This window comes from Streptomyces sp. NPDC041129 (assembly GCF_055592265.1).
In genome coordinates this window covers 408,746-427,470 of record NZ_JBVIYV010000004.1, presented here as the reverse complement: position 1 = coordinate 427,470, position 18,725 = coordinate 408,746, and the positions used below count along the sequence as shown (strand labels likewise).

Here is an 18,725-nt window from a genome sequence, read left to right as displayed (position 1 = left end):
CGAACCAGCACGCCCGGCGACCGGCCTCGAAGCCCGGCAGACCACCCGTTGTGACCACTCGAGGCCGACTCTGGTCGTGCCTGGAATCAGCTGCACCTAGTGTTTGGCATACCTTCCGTCTCTCTCGCGCGAATCACCCGGAGCGGCCAGTGGGCGCACCCTCTCTTCCCCGTCGGCACCCCGGGGAAGGCGCCCGGCCCGGCGCCATCAGCGCATTCGTCCGCAGAGCCGCCGAACGGGGCGTGGCGAGCAGCGGGCACCACAACCGGAACTACGTGCTGCCGGTCACCGAGGACGTGCGGCACCTGCTGGGGCGTGACACCGGCACCTCCGTGACGGTACGGGTCCGCCGGGGCGACGCGCTGCCGGTCGTGATCAGGACGTGGCAGGACGAGTCGGCGATCCTGGACGCCATCAGGGGCATCCTGCCGCACGTCCCGCAGTGCCTGGCCAAGGGCGACGGTTACGCGATCCACAGCTATGTCGAGGGTGTGCCGCTGTCCAGCGTGTGCGAGGACGGCAAGCCGGTCGACGCCCTGCTCGTCAAGGCACTGGCCGGTCTGCTCGCGCAGATGGCCCAGGTGCGCAGGGAGGCGCTGCCGCCCCTGCCGGCCGCCTGGCCGCGCAACGACAAGGACAGCCAGGGCTTCCTGCAGACGCTCGCCCATCTCGCGGACCGTCAGATCAGGCGGGCGAACTGGCCCGGCTTCGGTGGTCTGTTCGCCGCGCTCGGCATCCCCGAGGACGCCCTGACGCGGTTCGCCGAGCGGGTTCCGGCCATGGCCCGGCGGCCCTACAGCCTGCTCCACGCCGATCTGCACCGCGACAACCTGATCATGTCCTACGGCGGTGACCCGCCCTTGATCTGCGTCGACTTCGAGCTGGCGACCTACGGCGATCCCCTGCACGACCTGGCGACCCACCTGGTCCGCATGCAGTACCCGCCGCACCAGTGGAACGAGCTGATCGACGCCTGGGCGGACGCCATGCGGCTGATCCGTCCCGCGGCCGTCAACGGACTCGCCAAGGACCTGCGGCACTACATCGCCTTCGAGCGGGCGCAGTCTGTCTACCCGGACGTGATGCGGGCGGCCGACTCCCTGCACGCCTCGCCCGACCAGAAGAGCCTGGACGACGCGACCGCGGCGGTGCGGCGCGCCCTGGAGGCGGCGGCCGGCCCGCTCTGCCTCAGCAATCTGCCGGACGCACGCGAGATCGAGCGGATCCTCTTCCGCTGGCGTGCCGCGCGGAACGGCGGCCTCGGCCTGTCCGCCAAGATCAGGGATTGGCACCAGGACCAGCGCGTACCCGAGCACCCCGACTTCCCGCACTCCGCGGTGCGCCAGGCCCTGTTCGCCGAGGGCGCCACGCCCGCCAGCCGGGTCTTCAAGGGCACCGGGCACCTCAACTCGGTGGTTCGGGTCGCCGATATCGACTTCCCCGTCGTGGTCCGGCGCAAGGTGGCCAACGTCTGCCGCCGGGAGCGCGGCTTCCTGAGCGAGCACGCCGTGCTCCGTGCCATCGAACTCGCCGGCGTGGGCGTGGCGGCCCCCAAGTTCCTGGCCCTGGGGACCAGCTACCAGGGGGAACAGTTCGCGATCCACACCTACGAGGGCCCGCGGGACGGCGAGCATCCGCCCAACCACCCCGTGCACGGCCTGCTGCCTCACGAGGCGGACCGGCTGGTGGACCAGCTCCACGCCCTGACTCGGGTGAGTTACCAGGCGCTCGACCCGGCGGCCGGCGAGGGGGACTTCTACGGCTGGCTGAGCGAGCAGCTCGTCCTGCTGGTGGAGGAGCTGCCGAAGGAGTCCCAGCAACTGGCGCGGCTGTTCGGGCTGCCCGACGCCGGCCGGCTCCGGCAGATCCTGGCCCGGCACACCGTGAGCCGCCGGGAGCCGGCCCTGCTGCACGGCGACCTGAACCCCTGGAACCTCGTGCGCCGCTCCGACGAGCTGGCGCTGACGATCATCGACTGGGAGATGGCGGTGGTCGGCGACCCGCTCTACGACCTGGTCAGGCACATGCACCTCACCCCGACCCGCCCGGAGATCCGGGACCGCATGTTCCAGCGCTGGCAGAAGCTGCTGGCCCCCGGCCACACCGTCGACTGGCCACAGGACTGGCGGGTCTACCGCTGGATCGAGATCGTGCGGTCGGCCTACGTGGACCTCGACCGCCTGGTGACCGGCGCGAGCCTGGACGCCCCCAACGTCCGCCGGGCGGTGGACTCGTACGCCATGACGCTGGCCGCCGCGACCGCCTCCCTCGGCCTGCCCGCCCGCCGCCCGATCGTGAATCCCTATCTTGCCCGCGCTCTGGCGTGAGGGGACCATTGCCCCATCCGAGGCCGTGGCCACGTGGAACAAGCCGATCTCTGGTCGCTCGCGAGCAGGCCCGGGTGGCGGCAGGTCACGACCGGCTGAGTCATGGCGCCGGGCCGGGGACGCGGACGCGATGGCGTGGGCGAGCGCAGGAACCGGCGGATGTGGGCATCCTGAACGGTGATGCTGCTCTTCCTCGACGTCGACGGGCCGCTCATCCCGTTCGGGGCGGCGGACCGGGCCTATCCGGTGTACGAGCGCGGCCTCGCCGGGCCGCCGGACCCGGGAGGCCATCCGCTGCTGAACCGCGTGGACCCGGCGCTCGGCGCACGGCTCGGCGGGCTCGGCTGCGAACTGGTGTGGGCGACGACCTGGATGGACGACGCCAACGCGTGCCTGGCGCCGTGGCTCGGGCTGCCCGCGCTGCCGGTCGTGCGGTGGCCGGACGAGGACGAGCCGCCCGGCCTGCTGCACTGGAAGACCCGCCCGCTGGTCGCCTGGGCGGCGGGCAGGCCCTTCGTCTGGATCGACGACGAGCTGACCGAGGCCGACCGTGCCTGGGTCGCCGTCCACCATCAGGCGCCCGCCCTCCTCCACCGGGTCGACCACCGGTACGGCCTGACCGGTGCCGACTTCACCGCCGTGGCGGACTGGCTGCGGCTGTCGGCCCAGCCCCTCAGCCGGCCGCGGCGTCGGTGAGGATCGCCTGGAGCCGGGCCCGGCACTCGGCGACGAAGGCGGGCCAGGTGTGCCAGTAGTAGGAGATCCCGCTGACCCCCACCGCGATCGCCCAGGCGCGGGCGCGGGCCCAGGTCGCGTCGTCGAGGTCCAGGGCGTCCCGGTAGGCCTGGCGCGCCAGCGGCGGAAGGTCCCACACGGGAGCGTGCTCGGCGTCGGGGAAGCCGACGGAGAGCGCCCCGAAGTCGATGACCGCGTGCAGTGCGCCGTCGCGGACCAGGAGGTTGGTCGGCTTGAGGTCGCCGTGGAGCCATACATGGGGTCCGGCGGGGTCGGGCAGGGCGAGCGCCGCCCGCCACAGCCGTTCCAGGGCGTCGACGTCCAGCCCGGAGTCCACGGTGGCCCGGCAGTTCTCGAAGGCCTCACCGACCCATTCGTCGCAGGGCTCGAGCAGGCCGCCGCGGTACCAGCTCAGGTCCCCGGTGCGCGTCGCCCCCATCAGATCGACGCCGTGCAGCTCCCGCACCACTGCCGCCAGGTCGGCGCCGAAGGCCGCCCAGTCCCGGACGGTGTCCGGGCCGGCCTCGTGGCCGTCGATCCAGCGGTGCACCGACCAGGCGACGGGGAACGCGTCGGTGGGCGTACCGGCGTGCACGGGTTCGGGGATCGGGCAGGGCAGGAGCGGCGCCAGGCGGGGGAGCCACTCCTGCTCCTTGCGCACGGACCCTCCGTCGGCGGTCCGCGGCATCCGTACGAGCAGGTCGTCGCCCAGCCGGTACATGGTGTTGTCCGAGCCGGCGCCCGCGGGCGACAGCGGCAGACCGGACCACTCCGGGCGCTGTGCCCGCAGCAGTGACCGGATGAGCGTCTCGTCGACCGGGATCTCGTCCTCGTGAAGCGTCACCGCGGCAGTCTCACGGCCGGAGGGATCGGGTCGCCACCGAGTTTCCGCGGGGTCGTGGCCCTGAGCCGGGGCGGCACTGGGACGAGCGGGTGAAGTCCTCGCGTGGCGCGGCGCACTCTTGCAAGCAGATGCTTGCAATTGTTAGCGGAAGTGCGGCATGGTGGAGGCATGGCATCGCTCAACGTCGGCAATCTCGGTGAGTACCTGCGCGAGCAGCGTCGAAACGCACAGCTCTCGCTGCGGCAGCTCGCCGACGCCGCCGGGGTGTCCAATCCGTACCTGAGCCAGATCGAGCGCGGGCTGCGCAAGCCCAGCGCGGAGGTGCTCCAGCAGGTCGCCAAGGCGCTGCGCATCTCCGCCGAGACGCTGTACGTCCGCGCCGGCATCCTCGACGCCGAACGGGACCGGGACGAGGTGGAGACGCGCGCCGTCATCCTCGCCGATCCCTCGCTCAACGAGCGGCAGAAGCAGGTGCTGCTCCAGATCTACGAGTCCTTCCGCAAGGAGAACGGATTCGGGGTCGGCGAGCCGGCGGCGGAGGACGGGGAGGCGGCGGAGCGGACCGACGGCACCGATGTCCCGAGCGGCACCGCCGTACGCGGCACCCGCACGGCCGGCGGCAGTGATGCCGGTCCGCGGCGGACGGCCGGATAGCCGGACCAGGGCCCGGCCGCCCAGACCGCGGACACACCAACCTCAGCCGAACGCGAATCCGGGAGGACCCTCACCATGGCCATCACCGACGACCTGCGCAAGACCCTCAGCGACCCGAAGCCGCTCTACTTCGCCGCCGGCACCGCCGACCTCGCGCTCCAGCAGGCCAAGAGGGTGCCCGCCCTGGTCGAGCAGCTGCGCGCCGAGGCGCCGGCCCGTATCGACGCGGTGCGCAACACCGACCCGAAGGCCGTGCAGGAGAGGGCGGCCAGCCGGGCCAAGGAGGCCCAGACGACCCTGCAGACCAAGGTCAACGAGTTCATCGGCACCCTCGACGTCGACCTGAAGAAGCTCGGCGAGAACGCCCAGGACCTCGCCCTGCGCGGGGTCGGCGTCGCCGCCGAGTACGCCGTCAAGGCCCGCGAGGCCTACGAGAAGGTCGCCGAGCACGGTGAGCAGACCGTGCGGAACTGGCGCGGCGAGGCGGCCGAGGAGATCGAGGACCTGGCCATCGCCGTCGAGGGCAAGCCCGAGCCGGGCGAGGTCCGGACGGAGCCGAAGCCGGCCGCGGTCAGGACCGAGCCCGTCACGGCGAAGAAGCCCGCGGCGAAGGAGTCCGCCCTCAGGGAGTCCGCGGCCAAGGACTCCGCCGCGAAGAAGGCCCCGGCGCCGCGCAAGGTCACCCCGACCGCCAAGAAGACGACCCCGCCGGCCAAGTGAGCACATCCGGCAGGACCTGAACGGGCCGGGCACCCTTGGGGTGCCCGGCCCGTTCTACGGGTACGGTGGCCGCGTACGGATCGGGAGACAACGGGCGGTGGACAGCATGCTGATGTTGGGCTTCGCGGGGTTCATGGGGATCTTGAAGATCGTCATGATGGCCCTCGCCGCGTTCGGGCTGTTCGACGCCGCCTTCCGGCGCGAGGACGCCTTCCGCGCGGCCGACAAGCAGAACAAGGTCTTCTGGCTGATCATCCTCGGCATCGCGCTCGTGGTCAGCTACCTGTTCTCGCTCCTGTCCATCCTGCCGATCGCCGGTGTGATCGCGAGCATCGTCTACATCGTCGACGTGCGCCCCGCGCTCAAGCAGGTCTCCGGCGGCAGCGGCTGGGGCCGCCGCCGCGGCGGAAGCAGCAGCGACGGCCCCTACGGTCCGTACAACGGCGGCCGCTGAACGCCGGGCCGCCGGGTGGTCAGGACGTGCGGTCCAGCAGGACCACCGCCACGTCGTCGGTCAGCTCGCCGCCGTTGAGGTCCCGGACCTCGCTCACGGCGGCCCGCAGCAGACTCTCGCCGCGCAGCCCCTCGGCCAGCTGGCGGCGGATCATGTCCACCATGCCGTCCTGGCCGAGCCGCTCCCCGTCCGTGCCGACGCGGCCCTCGATCAGGCCGTCGGTGTAGAGCATCAGGCTCCACTCGGCGCCCAGCTCCACCTGCATCCGGGGCCAGCGGGCACCGGGCAGCAGGCCCAGGGCGGGACCGTTGTTCTCGTACGGCAGCAGCTTCGGCGCCCGGCCGGGGCGGGCGATCAGCGGCGACGGGTGGCCGGCCAGACACAGGCCCGCCCGGCGGCCGTCCGGGGCGATGTCCACCGTGCACAGCGTCGCGAAGATCTCCTCGTCCGCGCGCTCGTGCTCCAGCACCTCCTGAAGGGTGCCCAGCAGCTCGTCCCCGCACAGCCCGGCCAGCGTCAGCGCGCGCCAGGCGATGCGCAGCTCCACGCCGAGCGCGGCCTCGTCCGGGCCGTGGCCGCAGACGTCACCGATCATGGCGTGCACGGTGCCGTCGGGGGTGCGTACGGCGTCGTAGAAGTCGCCGCCGAGCAGGGCTCGGGAGCGGCCGGGCCGGTAGCGGGCGGCGAAGCGCAGTGAGGAGCCCTCCAGCAGGGGCGTGGGCAGCAGGCCCCGCTCCAGCCGGCGGTTCTCCTGGGCGCGCAGCCTGCCCTCGGCGAGCCGCCGCTCGGCGGTGTCGGAGCGCTTGCGCTCCACCGCGTAGCGGATGGCACGGCTGAGCAGCCGGCCATCCAGCTCGTCCCGGAACAGGTAGTCCTGGGCGCCGACGCGCACGGCCTCGGCGCCGCGCTCGGCGTCGCCGGAGGCGGTCAGCGCGAGCACGGCGTGCCGGGGCGCGAGCTGGAGCACGTGCCGGAGCACGGCCAGCTCGTCGGCGTCCTCGCCCTGCGTCCGGCCGGGCGCGGCGAGCGCGAGGTCCAGCAGGATGCAGTGGACGTCGTCGGTCAGCAGCCGCTCGGCCTCGGTGAGGTTGCGGGCGGTGCGGACGCGGATGGGCTTGCCGGAGGCGTCCAGCATTTCGGGCACGATCGGCGAGCCTGCCGGATCGTCCTCGATCAGCAGCAGGGTGAGAGTGGCGCTGTTGGCGCCGGCGGTGGCGTTGCGGTGAGCCTCTTCCTTGAGGGGGCCGCCTTGGGTGACGGCCTGCGCCTGACCACTCTCCACGGCCGGGATCGCTCTCTGCCGCGGTACGGGTACGGGCATCGTCCTGTTTTCCTTCCCTCCCCCCGAGGGCAGGCGGGGCGAGGGACCTCGACCCACCGTCGGGTGACCATAGCGGTACCGACCGCCTCGATGGAATGGTGTGAGCCGCGCCGCTCGCGTGCAGGCCACTGTCATATGCCGCGATTTGTAACGCAGTTGGACAGGACGCCCGCGGGGCGGGGATGACGAAGCTCACGTATCGCCCCGGTTTGTGCGGGGGTTGGCCGTGCGGTGGGTCACAGGGCCGGGGCGCGGCGGGGTCGCGGGGGCCCGCACCTCCGGCCGCGCGGCGCCCGACGTGCGGGCCGTCACATGAGCTGGGTCACGCGTCCGGCCGTACGACGCCCAGGATCGGCATCGTGCCCGCGCCCGCGACGGTCACCGTCCGCCCCGGCCGCGGGGCGTGGATGATCCGGCCGTCACCGGAGTACATCGCGACGTGGCTGGCGTCGTGGAAGTAGATGATGAGGTCGCCGGGGCGCATGTCCTCGATGTCGACGTGTTCGAGCTGCTTCCACTGCTCCTGCGAGGTGCGCGGGATGGGCCGGCCGGCGCCGGCCCAGGCCTGGGAGGTCAGACCCGAGCAGTCGAAGGAGTCGGGGCCCTCGGCGCCCCACACGTACGGCTTGCCGAGCTGGGCGGTGGCGAACTCCACCGCTTCGCGGCCCTGCTTGGAGGCCTTGGTCCTGAGATCGTCCAGGACGCCGGTGTCCAGCCACTCCGTCTGCGCCTTGTCGGCCGCCTCGGCCTCCAGTTGGGCGAGCCGCTCCTTCTCCTTCGCCTCGAGCCGGTCCTCGAGCCGCTCGGCCTCGGAGATCTGCCGCTTGATCCGCTTCTTGGCGGCGGCCTTGGCCTTGCGGTTGACCTCGAGCTTCTTCCACTGGGCGGAGGCGTCGTCGGCGTAGTCCCGCAAGTCCTGCTGGGTGCGGGTCATTTCACCGATCAGCTTGTTGGTGGCCCGCTGGCCGTTCAGCACCGTCCCGGCGCCGTCGATGAAGCGCTGCGGGTCGTCGCTGAGCAGGAACTGGGCCGTGGGCGGCAGTCCGCCGGTGCGGTACTGGGCCCGGGCCGACGCGCCGGCCTGGTTCCTGAGTCGCTCCAGCTTCTCCTGACCCTCGGTGATCTTCTTGGTCAGCGCGGCGATCCGGGCCGACTGCTTCTTCGTCTTCTCCTCGGCCGCGTTGTAGGCGTCGGTGGCCACGGCCGCGTCGTGGTAGAGCCGGTCGAGCCGCGTGCGGACCTTCTCCAGGTCCTTGTTCGGCGGAGGTGCCGGGCTCGGGGACGTACCCGGTGTCGCGCTCCCGCTCGGTGTGGGCGTCGGAGCGGCGAACGCCGTGCCGGGCGCCGCCAGCACGGTCACCGCGCAGACCACGGTCACGGCGGCCATGAGCAGGCCGCGCTTGCCCGTCCCCATACAGTCCCCCAAGCTGGTTAACCGTCAGTAACTTGTGGTCGTCCGATGGATCGTGCCATGGCGGCGCGCAAAGCGACAGAGGTCACGGGGAGTCGGGTTTCCGCCCGCCCCTCGCGCCCTCGCGCACGCCTCGATCACCCATCGCTCCCTCCGCCCGCCTCCCCTGGCCCGCGTCGGTTACGACGACCTCCTCGCGGATGTGACGAACGACGCACCGAGATCGTTCCCGGTGGCCGGTTCGTGTGGGCCGGCGCCGGTTCAGTGGGCGCGCGGCGCCAACGCGCTCCAGGCGACGGTCACTTCCCCCTGCCGCCAGCGGGCGGCCGAGTCCGTCACGGGCCAGTCGGCGGTGAGGTCCCGCACCGCGCGGATCCAGCGCTGGCGGGCGCCGTACGAGGCGTAGGGCGCGGCGGCGGCCCAGGCGCGGTCGAAGTCGCGCAGGAAGGTGTGCACCGGCTCCCCGGGGACGTTCCGGTGGATCAGCGCCTTCGGCAGCCGCTCGGCGAGGTCGGAGGGACGCTGGAGGGAACCGAGCCGGGTCGCGAAGGTCACCGTCCGCGGACCCTGCGGGCCCAGCGCCACCCAGACGTGCCGCCGGCCGATCTCGTCGCAGGTCCCCTCCACCAGCAGCCCCCCGGGCGAGCCGCCGTCCGCCGGCGCGAGCCGCGCGCACAGCCGCTGCCACACGGCGGCGACCTGGTCCTCGTCGTACTGCCGCAGCACGTTGGCGGCCCGCACCAGCACCGGGCGTCCGGGCACCGGGATCTCGAAGCCGCCGTGCCGGAAGGCCAGCCCGTCCCGCTCGTAGGGCCGGGCGGCCGCGACCCGCTCCGGTTCGATCTCGACACCGACCACGCGCGCGCGGGGCGCGACGGTGCGCAGCCGGCCGAGCAGCTCCACCGCGGTCCAGGGCGCGGCCCCGTACCCGAGGTCGATCGCCACCGGGTCGGCCGCGCGGCGCAGTGCGGCACCGTGCGTGGCGGCGATCCAGCGGTCCATGCGGCGCAGCCGGTTGGGGTTGGTGGTCCCGCGCGTCACGTTCCCCACGACAGGGGTCCCGCCGCTCGGGCGAGGCCGGGAGCGGGGGAGGGTCGCGGCGCGGGCAGTCATGCCTACGAGGGTAAGCGGGGCTCGGCGGCGTACCGGCTCCCGCCCGGCCCGCCCGGCGGGTGCCGGGCCATGCGCCCCCCGGGGCCCACGCGCGCGTCCGTCGAACGGTTGAGCGAGATCAGGTCATGATTCGGTAAAGGCGCGTGATCGGGAAATGGCGGGGCACCCGTCGGCTGTTGCACCCCCTGGAGGGCGCGGACGGTCCTCCGGCAGGCATGGCCGCACCGAGGAGGAACGCCACGTGAGCCAGTACGCCGGCAGGCTCGGGCGTCGCTCCCCCGCGGCGCCCCCGCGGCTCAGGCTGCACCGCAGGCCCCGTCGCGTCGCCATGCTCTCCGTGCACACCTCGCCGCTCCACCAGCCCGGAACCGGTGACGCCGGCGGCATGAACGTCTACATCGTGGAGCTGGCCCAGCGGCTGGCCGCGATCAACATCGAGGTCGAGATCTTCACCCGCGCCACCGAGGGCGGCCTCCCGCCCCGGGTCGACCTCGCCCCCGGCGTCCTCGTCCGGCACGTCGACGCCGGTCCCTACGAGGGCCTGGCCAAGGAGGACCTGCCGGCCCAGCTCTGCGCCTTCACGCACGGCGTGATGCAGGCGTGGGCCGGCCACCGCCCGGGCCACTACGACCTCGTCCACTCCCACTACTGGCTCTCCGGCCACGTCGGCTGGCTCGCCGCCCAGCGCTGGGGCGTTCCGCTGGTGCACGCCATGCACACCATGGCCAAGGTCAAGAACGCCAACCTGGCCGACGGCGACACCCCCGAGCCCGCCGCCCGCGTCATCGGCGAGACCCAGATCGTCGCCGCCGCCGACCGCCTCATCGCCAACACCGACGAGGAGGCCGGCGAACTCGTCCGGCACTACGCGGCCGACCCCGCCAAGGTCGCCGTCGTCCATCCGGGCGTGAACCTCGACCGTTTCCGCCCCGCCGACGGCCGCGCCGCCGCCCGCTCCCGCCTCGGCCTCCCGCAGGACGCCCTGATCCCCCTCTTCGCCGGCCGCATACAGCCCCTGAAGGCGCCGGACGTGCTGCTCCGGGCGGTCGCCGCCCTGCTGGACGAGCGCCCCGAGCTGCGCTCCCGGATCGTCGTGCCGGTCGTCGGCGGGCCCAGCGGCAGCGGCCTCGCCAGGCCCGAGGGCCTGCAGAAGCTCGCCGCGCGCCTCGGCATCGCCGATGTCGTGCAGTTCCGTCCGCCGGTCGGGCAGGAGCAGCTCGCGGACTGGTTCCGGGCGGCCTCCGTCCTGGTCATGCCCTCCTACAGCGAGTCCTTCGGGCTGGTCGCCATAGAGGCGCAGGCAGCCGGTACCCCGGTGCTCGCCGCCTCGGTCGGCGGTCTGCCGGTGGCCGTGCGCGACGGCGCCACCGGCTTCCTCGTGCAGGGCCACCGTCCGGCCGAGTACGCGCGCGTGCTGGCCCGTTTCGCCGACCACCCCTCGCTGACGGACAGCATGGGCGCGGCCGCCGCCCGGCACGCGCTGGGCTTCGGCTGGGACACGGCGGCGGCCGCCACCGCCGACGTCTACACGGCCGCGGCCCACGCCCACCGCCGTCGCGTACGCTCCCAGCATGGGTGATGTCGAGAAGACCACGCGGGTCGTCGAGGACGTCCTGAAGGACGCGGAGCTGGAGTGGGAGAGTCCCGAGTCCGGGACGTACGTCGTCAAGCTCCCCGGCACCCGCAAGCTCTCCACCACGGTCAGCCTCATCGTCGGCCGCCACACCCTCTCCCTCAACGCCTTCGTCATCCGGCAGCCCGACGAGAACGAGGCGGGCGTCCACCGCTGGCTGCTGGAGCGCAACCTCAAGCTGTTCGGCGTGAGTTACGCCGTGGACCGGCTCGGCGACGTCTACGTCACCGCCCGTCTGCCGCTGGCCGCCGTCACGCCCGAGGAGACCGACCGCCTGCTCGGCCAGGTCCTGGAGGCCGCCGACGGAGCCTTCAACACCCTGCTGGAACTGGGCTTCGCCTCCGCGATCCGCAAGGAGTACGCCTGGCGGGTGTCGCGCGGCGAGTCGACCCGGAACCTGGACGCGTTCAGCCACCTGATCGAGCGCCCGGCCGACTGACACAACCGGAGCCCGGGGGCTGGAACCCGCGTCCGCGCGCGTGCTGTTACCCTGCGGCGACCTTGACTCTTACCGGTTCCTCACCGGTCTCTCACCAGCAAGAGGTTGTGCATGCGCGCAGGCAGATCCGGCTCCGCGGTCGCGCTCGCGGGAGCGCTCGCCCTGGGGGCGTACGCCGCACCGTCCGCGGCGGCGGCGGACACCGGCGTCACGGTGTCGAACCTGGTGGTCAACCACGGCAAGCCCATCATCGTGGGCACCACCGCGGAGGTGCGGCCCGGCTTCACCTTCCACATGTCCCTGCCGTCCGGCGTCGGTGCCGACGACGTGACCCCGTTCCCGTACCTGTACCACGACACCACGGCTGCCAAGGGAGCCGAATCCGGCGGCATCTACACGGGCTTCACCTCCTGCGACGCGGCCGGCACGCGCGCTGCCGACTGCCAGGGCGAGCTGTACATCGACCCGCGCTGGCGGCTCGACTCCAACAACGACGCGACGACCTGGAAGGCGGCCGTCTGGGTGCGCGTCTGGGACTCTAACGAGCAGTTCAAGGGCGAGGAGTACCTGACCGGCTTCAGCTCCGTACCGGTCAAGCGCGCCGGCAAGGCCACCGTCAACGCCGCGCCCGAGCCCGTCGCCAAGGGCGGGAAGCTCACCGTGACCGGCCGGCTCACCCGCGCGGACTGGGTGAGGCACACCTACACCGGCTTCGGCGGCAAGTCGGCCAAGCTGCAGTTCCGCAAGGCGGGCACCAGCACCTACTCCACCGTCAAGATCGTGCAGGCCGACTCGGCGGGCTACCTGAAGACCACGGTCACCGCGGCCGCGGACGGCTACTGGCGCTGGACCTACAGCGAGACGTCCACGACCGGCGGAGCCACGGCCGCCGGCGACTACGTCGACGTCAGGTGACCCGGCGCGCCCTCACCGGGCACTGAGCCGGTAACGCCCCGGCGGCACGCCCACCAGCTTCTTGAAGTGCCGGGTGAGATGGGCCTGGTCGCAGAAACCGGTCGCCGCCGCCACCTCACCCGGCGGCAGCCCGTCCAGCAGCAGCCGCCGGGCCCGGCCGACCCGGCGGGACATCAGGTACTGGTGCGGGGGGATCCCGTAGGCACCGCTGAACGCCCGCACCAGGTGGGCCGGATGGGCGTGCAGCAGCCGCGCCGCGTCGGCGAGCGCCAGCCCCTCGGTGACGTGCTCGTCGAGCAGCTCGCGCAGCGACCGGGCGAGACCGGGGCCGCGGCCGGGACGGCGGGCACCGGCGTCCCGGCGCCGCAGATGCTCCCGCAGCCGCTCGCCGACCAGCGCCAGCCGGCTCTCCGCCTCCAGTTCGTCTCCGGGCCGGCCCAGGACTGAGTGCAGCTGCCCCACCCGCAGCCGCAGTACGGGGTCCCGCAGATCGGGGCCGTCCACGGCCGGACCGATCAGCTCGTCGCCGAGGTGGCTGCCGTCGAGGTACAGCACCCGCTTGCGGAAACCGTGCGGGGTGGCGGGGGAGCCGTTGTGCGGCACGTGCGGCGGCAGCAGCGAGACGGTGTCGTGCGGGGTGCCGTGCTCGTGCCGGTCGAGGTCGTACCGTACGGCGCCGTCGTCGACGATCAGCAGCGTCCAGGCGTCGTGGACGTGCATCGGGTACGCGTACTCGGTGAAGTGGGCGTGGAAGACCTCCACCACACCCGGGACGCGCGGGCGCCAGGCGGAGACGTCGGACTGGTCGGCGGCCACGCAAAAAACGTACAAGACCGCGGTCCGCCTCGGTCGGCAGTCTCACTCCATGAACACCGAACCGCACGCCGATCCGGCCGCCGCCCCCGTCCGCTTCGACACCAAGATCGCCGTACTGCTCCGTGAGGACCTGGAACCCTGGCAGCGCCTGAACGTGACGGCGTTCCTGGTCAGCGGCCTGGGCAGCCAGGTCCCCGAGGTGATCGGGGAGCCGTACGAGGACGCCGACGGTGTGACCTACCTGCCGATGTTCCGCCAGCCGGTGCTGGTCTTCGAGGGCACCAAGGAGACGCTCACGGCGGCCCACGCCCGGGCCCTGTCCCGCGCGCTGCCCCGGTCGGTGTTCACCTCCGACCTGTTCGCCACCGGCAACGACCGCGACAACCGGGCCGCGGTGCGGGCGGTGGGGACCGCCGAACTGGACCTCGTCGGGCTGGCGGTGTACGGCCCGCGGAACGGGGTGGACAAGGTGCTGAAGGGCGCCCGCATGCATCGGTGACCGAATCTGCACAGCGCACGCGCAACCCCGCGTCCGCGAGCGCGGTTGATGCGGAGTTGCCCGGATCGGGTCCGCCCTGGCAAGAGCTACGGCCCCTCCGCGCCGGACCGCTTGTGGAGAACCTGCCCTCAACCGATGACCAGGTGAACACGGATGAGGAGCCGGTGCCCCCAACTGCCGCGTGACGCAGGCCGGTCGACTGGATGCCGGACACGCTCCGTGATTTGATCCATCGCGCCGCCGGGTTCAAGCCAGGTCGTCCAAAAACGGATGTCCCACGCCCGCGGTCGCGGCCGACCCGTCTGTCCCCGGCGGGGCCGCTCCCCCCTTGTGGAACCTCCGACGAAGGGCAGTTTCGACATGACCTCCGCTCCCCAGGTCCAGACCGCCGAGCTCTCCGACACCGAGCTGGACGGCGTCTCCGGCGGCCTGAACCCGCAGGCCGGCATCGTCGCCGGTCCCGCCGCGCTCAACAGCACGGACCTGCTGGCCCAGCTCGGCACCGTCACGGACACGGTGCAGGGCGCCGTCGGTCAGCTCCAGGGCGCCGCCGCCCAGTTCAACCGGGTCGGCGTCTACGCCTCCCTCTGATCGCCCGCGCGCCGTCCCCCCGGCGCCCACGGCGACGAGCCCCCTGCCCGCGGAGCACCGCGCGCAGGGGGCTCGCCCCTTTGTCCCGTCCCCGCTCAGGCCGCGCTGAGCTCGGCCTCCGCATCCGCCGGGGCGCTCTCCGCCGGCTGCCGCTCGGCGGCCGGCCGCCGCAGGAGCACCCCGTACCCGATCCCGGCCACGGTCCCCACGCCGGCACACATGGCCCACAGCCACTCAGCGCCGAACCGGTCGATGACCGCGCCGGACATGAGCGGCGCAACCAGCGCGGCCACGGACCACGACAGCGTGTACATCCCCTGGTAGCGCCCCCGCCCGTGCGCCGGGGACAGCCGTACCACCAGACCGGTCTGGGTCGGGGCGTTCACGATCTCGGCGAGCGTCCACACGCACACGGTGAGCGCGAAGACGCCGACCGACCCGGCGAAGGCGGTGAGCCCGAAGCCGTACCCGGCGAGCAGGGAGGAGGCGACGAGGAGCGTGCGCGGGTCGCGGTGCTCGATGAAGCGGGTGACGGGGATCTGCAGCGCGACGATGAGGACGCCGTTGACGGCGACGGCGAAGCCGTAGTCGGCGGCGGTGAACCCGGCCCGTCCCATGGCCACCGGCAGTCCGACGGACCCCTGCTGGAAGACGAGGGCGACGAGGAAGGACAGCCCGACGACGGCCATGTACCGCCCGTCGCGCAGCACCGTGCCCAGGCCGACGTCACCGCCCGCCCGCTTGGCCGTGGCCACGGGCCGCGACTCGGGCAGCTTGAGGAAGACGACCACAGCGCACGCCAGGGTCATCCCGGCCTCGATCAGGAATCCGGCGAGATAGCTGAACTCGGCGATGAACCCGGCCGCCATGGAGGAGACGGCGAAGCCGAGGTTGATCGCCCAGTAGTTCAGCGAGAACGCCCGCACCCGGTCCTCCGGCCGGACGATGTCCGCCATCATCGCCTGCACGGCGGGTCGCGAGGCGTTGGAGGCCATACCGACCAGGAAGGCGACGCCGGCGATGGTGACCGGGTCCTGCATGAACCCCAGCACCGCGACGGACACGGCCGTGGCGGTCTGGGCGATCAGCAGGGTGGGCCGCCTGCCGAGCCGGTCGGCCATCACGCCGCCCCCGAGGGAGGAGACGACCCCGCCGAGCCCGTGCAGCGAGGCGACGAGACCGGCGTACGAGGCCGAGTAGCCCCGGTCGAGCGTGAGGTACAGCGCCATGAACGTGGCGACGAACGCACCGAGCCGGTTGACCAGGGTGCTCGTCCACAGCCACCAGAACTCGCGGGGCAGTCCGGAGACGGTCTCCCGGGCGGCACGTCTGAGACGGGCGACGGACGCGACGGACGCGACGGACATGGACGGGACCCCCCACGGGTACGGAGATGTAAGCGGCTCACGCGGTATGCGCAACTTACCTGTACGGGACGGGCGGCGGCCACTCGATTAATGGGGAGCCGCGCGGGAGCCGCCTGGAAGTCACCCGGGACCCCGCGGAAGCCGCACCTGAGCCGGGCCCGAGCCGTACCGGACGCCCGACGGGAACGGCCCGCTCGACGGGCGGCCCGTCCGCCCACCGGGCAGGCAGGGCGACGGCCCGAACACGTGGATTACGCTCTGAGGCATGGCCGACGCACCGTACAAGCTGATCCTCCTCCGCCACGGCGAGAGCGAGTGGAACGCGAAGAACCTGTTCACCGGCTGGGTGGACGTCAACCTGAACGAGAAGGGCGAGAAGGAGGCAGTCCGCGGTGGCGAGCTCCTGAAGGACGCCGACCTCCTCCCGGACGTGGTCCACACGTCCCTCCAGAAGCGCGCGATCCGCACGGCCCAGCTGGCCCTCGAGGCCGCGGACCGCCACTGGATCCCGGTCCACCGCAGCTGGCGTCTGAACGAGCGCCACTACGGCGCCCTGCAGGGCAAGGACAAGGCGGCCACGCTGGCCGAGTTCGGCGAGGAGCAGTTCATGCTCTGGCGCCGCTCCTACGACACCCCGCCGCCCCCGCTCCCGGACGACTCCGAGTTCTCCCAGGCGAACGACGCCCGCTACGCCACCATCCCGCCGGAGCTGCGCCCGCGCACGGAGTGCCTGAAGGACGTCGTGTCCCGCATGCTCCCGTACTGGTACGACGGCATCGTCCCCGACCTGCTGACCGGCCGCACGGTCCTCGTCGCCGCCCACGGCAACTCCCTGCGCGCCCTGGTCAAGCACCTGGACGGCATCTCGGACGCCGACATCGCGGGCCTCAACATCCCGACGGGCATTCCCCTGTACTACGAACTCGACGCCGACTTCCGCCCGGTGAACCCGGGCGGGAAGTACCTCGACCCGGAGGCTGCGGCAGCGGCCATCGAGGCGGTCAAGAACCAGGGCAAGAAGAAGTAGCCTTTCGGATCATGCCTCCGAGCCGCACTCACCGTGCGGGTCGGAGGCATTTTCATGGTCCGGGCCCGCCGCGGGCCCTCGTCGCCGGTATCGGTCCGCATCACCGTGCACGGGTCCAGTCACCCGGCGGTCGCCAGGCGGTGGTGGAGCTCCTCCTGTGAGACGTCATTCAGGTGCGTCAGGAATACCCAGATGTGTCCCGAAGGGTCCTTGAGGATGACGGTGCGGTCACCGTGGAACGTGTCCTTCGGTGGCTGGAGGATCTCGGCCCCGGCGGCTTCCGCGCGCTCCGCCAGGCTGTCGACATCCGGCACGAAGACATGCAGCGTCACGGACGTGCCTCCGCCCAGCGAGGTCGGCGCGGCGAAGCGGGCGGCCTCCGTCTCGTCCACGCCGGCGTCGCCCAGCATCAGGGCCGACCGTCCGACGGTGATCTCGGCGTGCAGAATCCCGCCGTCCGGAGCATCGATCCTGAAGTTCTCCCGGGCGCCGAACGCCCGCTGGTAGAAGTCGATCGCCGTGGCGGCGTCGTCGACCATGATGTGCGGTATCACGGCGTAGCGGTAGCGGTCGGGAATCTTGATGGGGGCTGTGCGCTCGGACATGGCGAATCTCCTGGGGAACGCACCGCTGGTCGGTTCCTGCGGCTTCGGAACGAACCTAAGATCTCAAGTTTGGTTGAGGTCAAGCGTCGATGTGGCCCCGCAAGTGCTCGTCGCACAAGGCCTGTTGGTCTGCCCTGGGGCAAGGTCATCCCCGCTGACGGCCCAGGGACAGACTCCATGCCCCCGGGTCGCGCCCGCGCTTCTGGATGCATCGTTCGACGGTGTTGCGGTGTTTGCGGGTGCCACGATCGAAGGGCGGTTGCCGGCCATCGGCCCGTCCGCGACGTCCGCGTCCGCACGCGCTGCGCCGATGCGGGCGTCAGCGACGGCAGGCGAAGAAGCGCTGCGGTCCAGTTTTGACTCCGTAGACCTCGAAACCGCAGGTCAGCGGCGTGAGGGGGGTGTCCTCGAGTGGATCTGTGCCGACGGCCACAGCAAACAGGTCGAACGAAGGCGCATACTGAGCCATGACAAAGCCTGCCGCGCCGAAGCGCCATTTGCCCACGAGCCCCTTCAAGGCCCCGGTCACGCCGGATCCCAAGCACTTCGCCGTGGGCGACCAGGTCACGCACGACATGTACGGCCTCGGCCGAGTGGTCGGCATCGAGGACGGAGTCGCGGTGCTCGTGGATTTCGGCTCGGCGCAGATGCGGATCTTGAGCCCGTACACCAAGATGACCAAGCTGTAGGACCGCTGTGCCCGGTCACGGCACAACCAGGTTCCTGTAGGGACCTGCAACGAGAGAGAGTCCATCGATCGACATGACCTCCCTGTTCTCCGCCCTGGAAGGGCAGCCCAGCCGCTCCACCGCGACATCGCCGCCTCCGGCGACCAACCCCTTCCAGGCCCCCGACTTCGGGGAAGACGAAACCTGGCCGCTCGAGGACGCAGAGGAGCCGGCCCCGGCCGTACGTGCGGCGCGGCGCAAGGCGGCTTAGCTCCACGAGTGCCGGCCCGGCGGCCTCGGCATCCGGCCGCGGCTGTCCTCCGCGCCGCAGTAACCGCCCGGCCTCGCGGTACGCGGCCAGCCGGCTCACCGGCGGCTGACGTCTCTGGTCACGCCTGTGATGACGGTCGTGGCCAGGATCCAGCCGATGCGGCCGTTTGAGCACGGGGCGCGACCCGGATTCGGCGCGCCCTCGAACCGGCCCCGAAGGGCCGGGGGCGATAAGCGGTGGTCACCTGACACGTCGGCGCGTACGTTGCCACCATGACCTACAACCGAAGGGGCAATGCCGCGTAGGCGCCCGTCA

Annotated in this window: 19 protein-coding genes; 12 read left to right on the top strand and 7 right to left on the bottom strand. The window is 72.2% G+C overall.

Annotated features, from left to right (window positions below; all coding sequences use genetic code 11):
* Positions 1–149 precede the first annotated feature (149 nt).
* Positions 150–2,327, top strand: a complete 2,178-nt coding sequence (locus ACZ6B1_RS17600; RefSeq protein WP_468779272.1) for a phosphotransferase — start codon at positions 150–152, stop codon at positions 2,325–2,327.
* A 180-nt stretch (positions 2,328–2,507) separates the two neighbouring features.
* Entirely contained in the window at positions 2,508–3,023 is a 516-nt protein-coding gene (locus ACZ6B1_RS17595; RefSeq protein ID WP_468779270.1) for an HAD domain-containing protein, read from the top strand.
* Here the strand turns inward: ACZ6B1_RS17595 and ACZ6B1_RS17590 are convergent.
* A complete protein-coding gene (locus tag ACZ6B1_RS17590) occupies positions 3,001–3,906 on the bottom strand; it encodes an aminoglycoside phosphotransferase family protein (protein WP_468779268.1) in 906 nt (301 codons plus the stop codon). The two genes, ACZ6B1_RS17595 and ACZ6B1_RS17590, sit on opposite strands and share 23 nt — an antisense overlap.
* 168 nt (positions 3,907–4,074) lie before the next feature.
* Here ACZ6B1_RS17590 and ACZ6B1_RS17585 point away from each other — a divergent pair, with 168 nt between their 5' ends.
* The 3 genes from ACZ6B1_RS17585 to ACZ6B1_RS17575 all read left to right on the top strand — a co-directional run bounded on the left by ACZ6B1_RS17585 (position 4,075) and on the right by ACZ6B1_RS17575 (position 5,734).
* The gene (locus ACZ6B1_RS17585; protein ID WP_468779266.1) at positions 4,075–4,560 is read left to right on the top strand and encodes a helix-turn-helix domain-containing protein; all 486 of its coding nucleotides are present in this window, start codon (positions 4,075–4,077) and stop codon (positions 4,558–4,560) included.
* A gap of 75 nt (positions 4,561–4,635) precedes the next feature.
* Positions 4,636–5,280: a hypothetical protein gene (locus ACZ6B1_RS17580; protein ID WP_468779264.1), complete on the top strand. Its 645-nt coding sequence runs from the start codon at positions 4,636–4,638 to the stop codon at positions 5,278–5,280.
* Between the two features lie 106 nt (positions 5,281–5,386).
* Positions 5,387–5,734, top strand: a complete 348-nt coding sequence (locus ACZ6B1_RS17575; RefSeq protein WP_392295383.1) for a DUF2516 family protein — start codon at positions 5,387–5,389, stop codon at positions 5,732–5,734.
* 19 nt (positions 5,735–5,753) lie between these two features.
* On the opposite strand, the gene ACZ6B1_RS17570 is transcribed toward ACZ6B1_RS17575, so the two are convergent.
* The 3 genes from ACZ6B1_RS17570 to ACZ6B1_RS17560 form a co-directional block, all read right to left on the bottom strand.
* Positions 5,754–7,055, bottom strand: coding sequence for a PP2C family protein-serine/threonine phosphatase (locus ACZ6B1_RS17570; RefSeq protein WP_468779262.1), 1,302 nt, complete (start codon positions 7,053–7,055; stop codon positions 5,754–5,756).
* A gap of 322 nt (positions 7,056–7,377) precedes the next feature.
* Entirely contained in the window at positions 7,378–8,469 is a 1,092-nt protein-coding gene (locus ACZ6B1_RS17565) for a C40 family peptidase (RefSeq protein WP_468779260.1), read from the bottom strand.
* Positions 8,470–8,727: 258 nt separating this feature from the next.
* Positions 8,728–9,516, bottom strand: a complete 789-nt coding sequence (locus ACZ6B1_RS17560) for a class I SAM-dependent methyltransferase (protein ID WP_468779258.1) — start codon at positions 9,514–9,516, stop codon at positions 8,728–8,730.
* Positions 9,517–9,820: 304 nt separating this feature from the next.
* Between ACZ6B1_RS17560 and mshA the strand changes: the two genes are divergently transcribed.
* The 3 genes from mshA to ACZ6B1_RS17545 all read left to right on the top strand — a co-directional run bounded on the left by mshA (position 9,821) and on the right by ACZ6B1_RS17545 (position 12,566).
* Positions 9,821–11,158, top strand: coding sequence for a D-inositol-3-phosphate glycosyltransferase (mshA, locus tag ACZ6B1_RS17555; RefSeq protein WP_468779256.1), 1,338 nt, complete (start codon positions 9,821–9,823; stop codon positions 11,156–11,158).
* The gene (locus tag ACZ6B1_RS17550; RefSeq protein WP_468779254.1) at positions 11,151–11,651 is read left to right on the top strand and encodes a type III secretion system chaperone family protein; all 501 of its coding nucleotides are present in this window, start codon (positions 11,151–11,153) and stop codon (positions 11,649–11,651) included. Before mshA ends, ACZ6B1_RS17550 begins: the two co-directional genes overlap by 8 nt.
* A 111-nt stretch (positions 11,652–11,762) precedes the next feature.
* A complete protein-coding gene (locus ACZ6B1_RS17545) occupies positions 11,763–12,566 on the top strand; it encodes a hypothetical protein (RefSeq protein ID WP_468779252.1) in 804 nt (267 codons plus the stop codon).
* 12 nt (positions 12,567–12,578) lie between these two features.
* On the opposite strand, the gene ACZ6B1_RS17540 is transcribed toward ACZ6B1_RS17545, so the two are convergent.
* On the bottom strand, positions 12,579–13,382 hold the full coding sequence (locus tag ACZ6B1_RS17540) for an AraC family transcriptional regulator (protein WP_468779250.1): 804 nt from the start codon (positions 13,380–13,382) through the stop codon (positions 12,579–12,581).
* A 49-nt stretch (positions 13,383–13,431) separates the two neighbouring features.
* Here ACZ6B1_RS17540 and ACZ6B1_RS17535 point away from each other — a divergent pair, with 49 nt between their 5' ends.
* Entirely contained in the window at positions 13,432–13,881 is a 450-nt protein-coding gene (locus ACZ6B1_RS17535) for a DUF2000 family protein (RefSeq protein ID WP_468779248.1), read from the top strand.
* A 360-nt stretch (positions 13,882–14,241) separates the two neighbouring features.
* Positions 14,242–14,472 (top strand): hypothetical protein, encoded by a 231-nt coding sequence (locus tag ACZ6B1_RS17530; protein WP_468779246.1) that lies wholly within the window; start codon positions 14,242–14,244, stop codon positions 14,470–14,472.
* 95 nt (positions 14,473–14,567) lie between these two features.
* On the opposite strand, the gene ACZ6B1_RS17525 is transcribed toward ACZ6B1_RS17530, so the two are convergent.
* Complete coding sequence (locus ACZ6B1_RS17525; protein ID WP_468779244.1) at positions 14,568–15,839, bottom strand: MDR family MFS transporter; 1,272 nt, start codon at positions 15,837–15,839, stop codon at positions 14,568–14,570.
* 265 nt (positions 15,840–16,104) lie between these two features.
* Between ACZ6B1_RS17525 and ACZ6B1_RS17520 the strand changes: the two genes are divergently transcribed.
* Positions 16,105–16,866, top strand: a complete 762-nt coding sequence (locus ACZ6B1_RS17520; RefSeq protein WP_468779243.1) for a phosphoglyceromutase — start codon at positions 16,105–16,107, stop codon at positions 16,864–16,866.
* Between the two features lie 119 nt (positions 16,867–16,985).
* Here the strand turns inward: ACZ6B1_RS17520 and ACZ6B1_RS17515 are convergent, their stop codons facing one another.
* Positions 16,986–17,471 (bottom strand): VOC family protein, encoded by a 486-nt coding sequence (locus tag ACZ6B1_RS17515; RefSeq protein WP_468779242.1) that lies wholly within the window; start codon positions 17,469–17,471, stop codon positions 16,986–16,988.
* 467 nt (positions 17,472–17,938) lie between these two features.
* On the opposite strand from ACZ6B1_RS17515, the gene ACZ6B1_RS17510 reads away from it, so the two are divergent.
* Positions 17,939–18,160, top strand: coding sequence for a CarD family transcriptional regulator (locus ACZ6B1_RS17510; protein ID WP_468779240.1), 222 nt, complete (start codon positions 17,939–17,941; stop codon positions 18,158–18,160).
* Positions 18,161–18,725 lie beyond the last annotated feature (565 nt).

Bases quoted from the DNA above. Each gene is read 5' to 3' on its own strand.
- ACZ6B1_RS17520 (WP_468779243.1), top strand. From the start codon at position 16,105: ATGGCCGACGCACCGTACAAGCTGATCCTCCTCCGCCACGGCGAGAGC.
- ACZ6B1_RS17580 (WP_468779264.1), top strand. From the start codon at position 4,636: ATGGCCATCACCGACGACCTGCGCAAGACCCTCAGCGACCCGAAGCCG.
- ACZ6B1_RS17575 (WP_392295383.1), top strand. From the start codon at position 5,387: ATGCTGATGTTGGGCTTCGCGGGGTTCATGGGGATCTTGAAGATCGTC.
- ACZ6B1_RS17535 (WP_468779248.1), top strand. From the start codon at position 13,432: ATGAACACCGAACCGCACGCCGATCCGGCCGCCGCCCCCGTCCGCTTC.
- ACZ6B1_RS17510 (WP_468779240.1), top strand. From the start codon at position 17,939: ATGACAAAGCCTGCCGCGCCGAAGCGCCATTTGCCCACGAGCCCCTTC.
- ACZ6B1_RS17530 (WP_468779246.1), top strand. From the start codon at position 14,242: ATGACCTCCGCTCCCCAGGTCCAGACCGCCGAGCTCTCCGACACCGAG.
- ACZ6B1_RS17545 (WP_468779252.1), top strand. From the start codon at position 11,763: ATGCGCGCAGGCAGATCCGGCTCCGCGGTCGCGCTCGCGGGAGCGCTC.
- ACZ6B1_RS17515 (WP_468779242.1), bottom strand. From the start codon at position 17,471: ATGTCCGAGCGCACAGCCCCCATCAAGATTCCCGACCGCTACCGCTAC.
- ACZ6B1_RS17565 (WP_468779260.1), bottom strand. From the start codon at position 8,469: ATGGGGACGGGCAAGCGCGGCCTGCTCATGGCCGCCGTGACCGTGGTC.
- ACZ6B1_RS17525 (WP_468779244.1), bottom strand. From the start codon at position 15,839: ATGTCCGTCGCGTCCGTCGCGTCCGTCGCCCGTCTCAGACGTGCCGCC.
- ACZ6B1_RS17550 (WP_468779254.1), top strand. From the start codon at position 11,151: ATGGGTGATGTCGAGAAGACCACGCGGGTCGTCGAGGACGTCCTGAAG.
- ACZ6B1_RS17570 (WP_468779262.1), bottom strand. From the start codon at position 7,055: ATGCCCGTACCCGTACCGCGGCAGAGAGCGATCCCGGCCGTGGAGAGT.
- ACZ6B1_RS17595 (WP_468779270.1), top strand. From the start codon at position 2,508: ATGCTGCTCTTCCTCGACGTCGACGGGCCGCTCATCCCGTTCGGGGCG.
- ACZ6B1_RS17585 (WP_468779266.1), top strand. From the start codon at position 4,075: ATGGCATCGCTCAACGTCGGCAATCTCGGTGAGTACCTGCGCGAGCAG.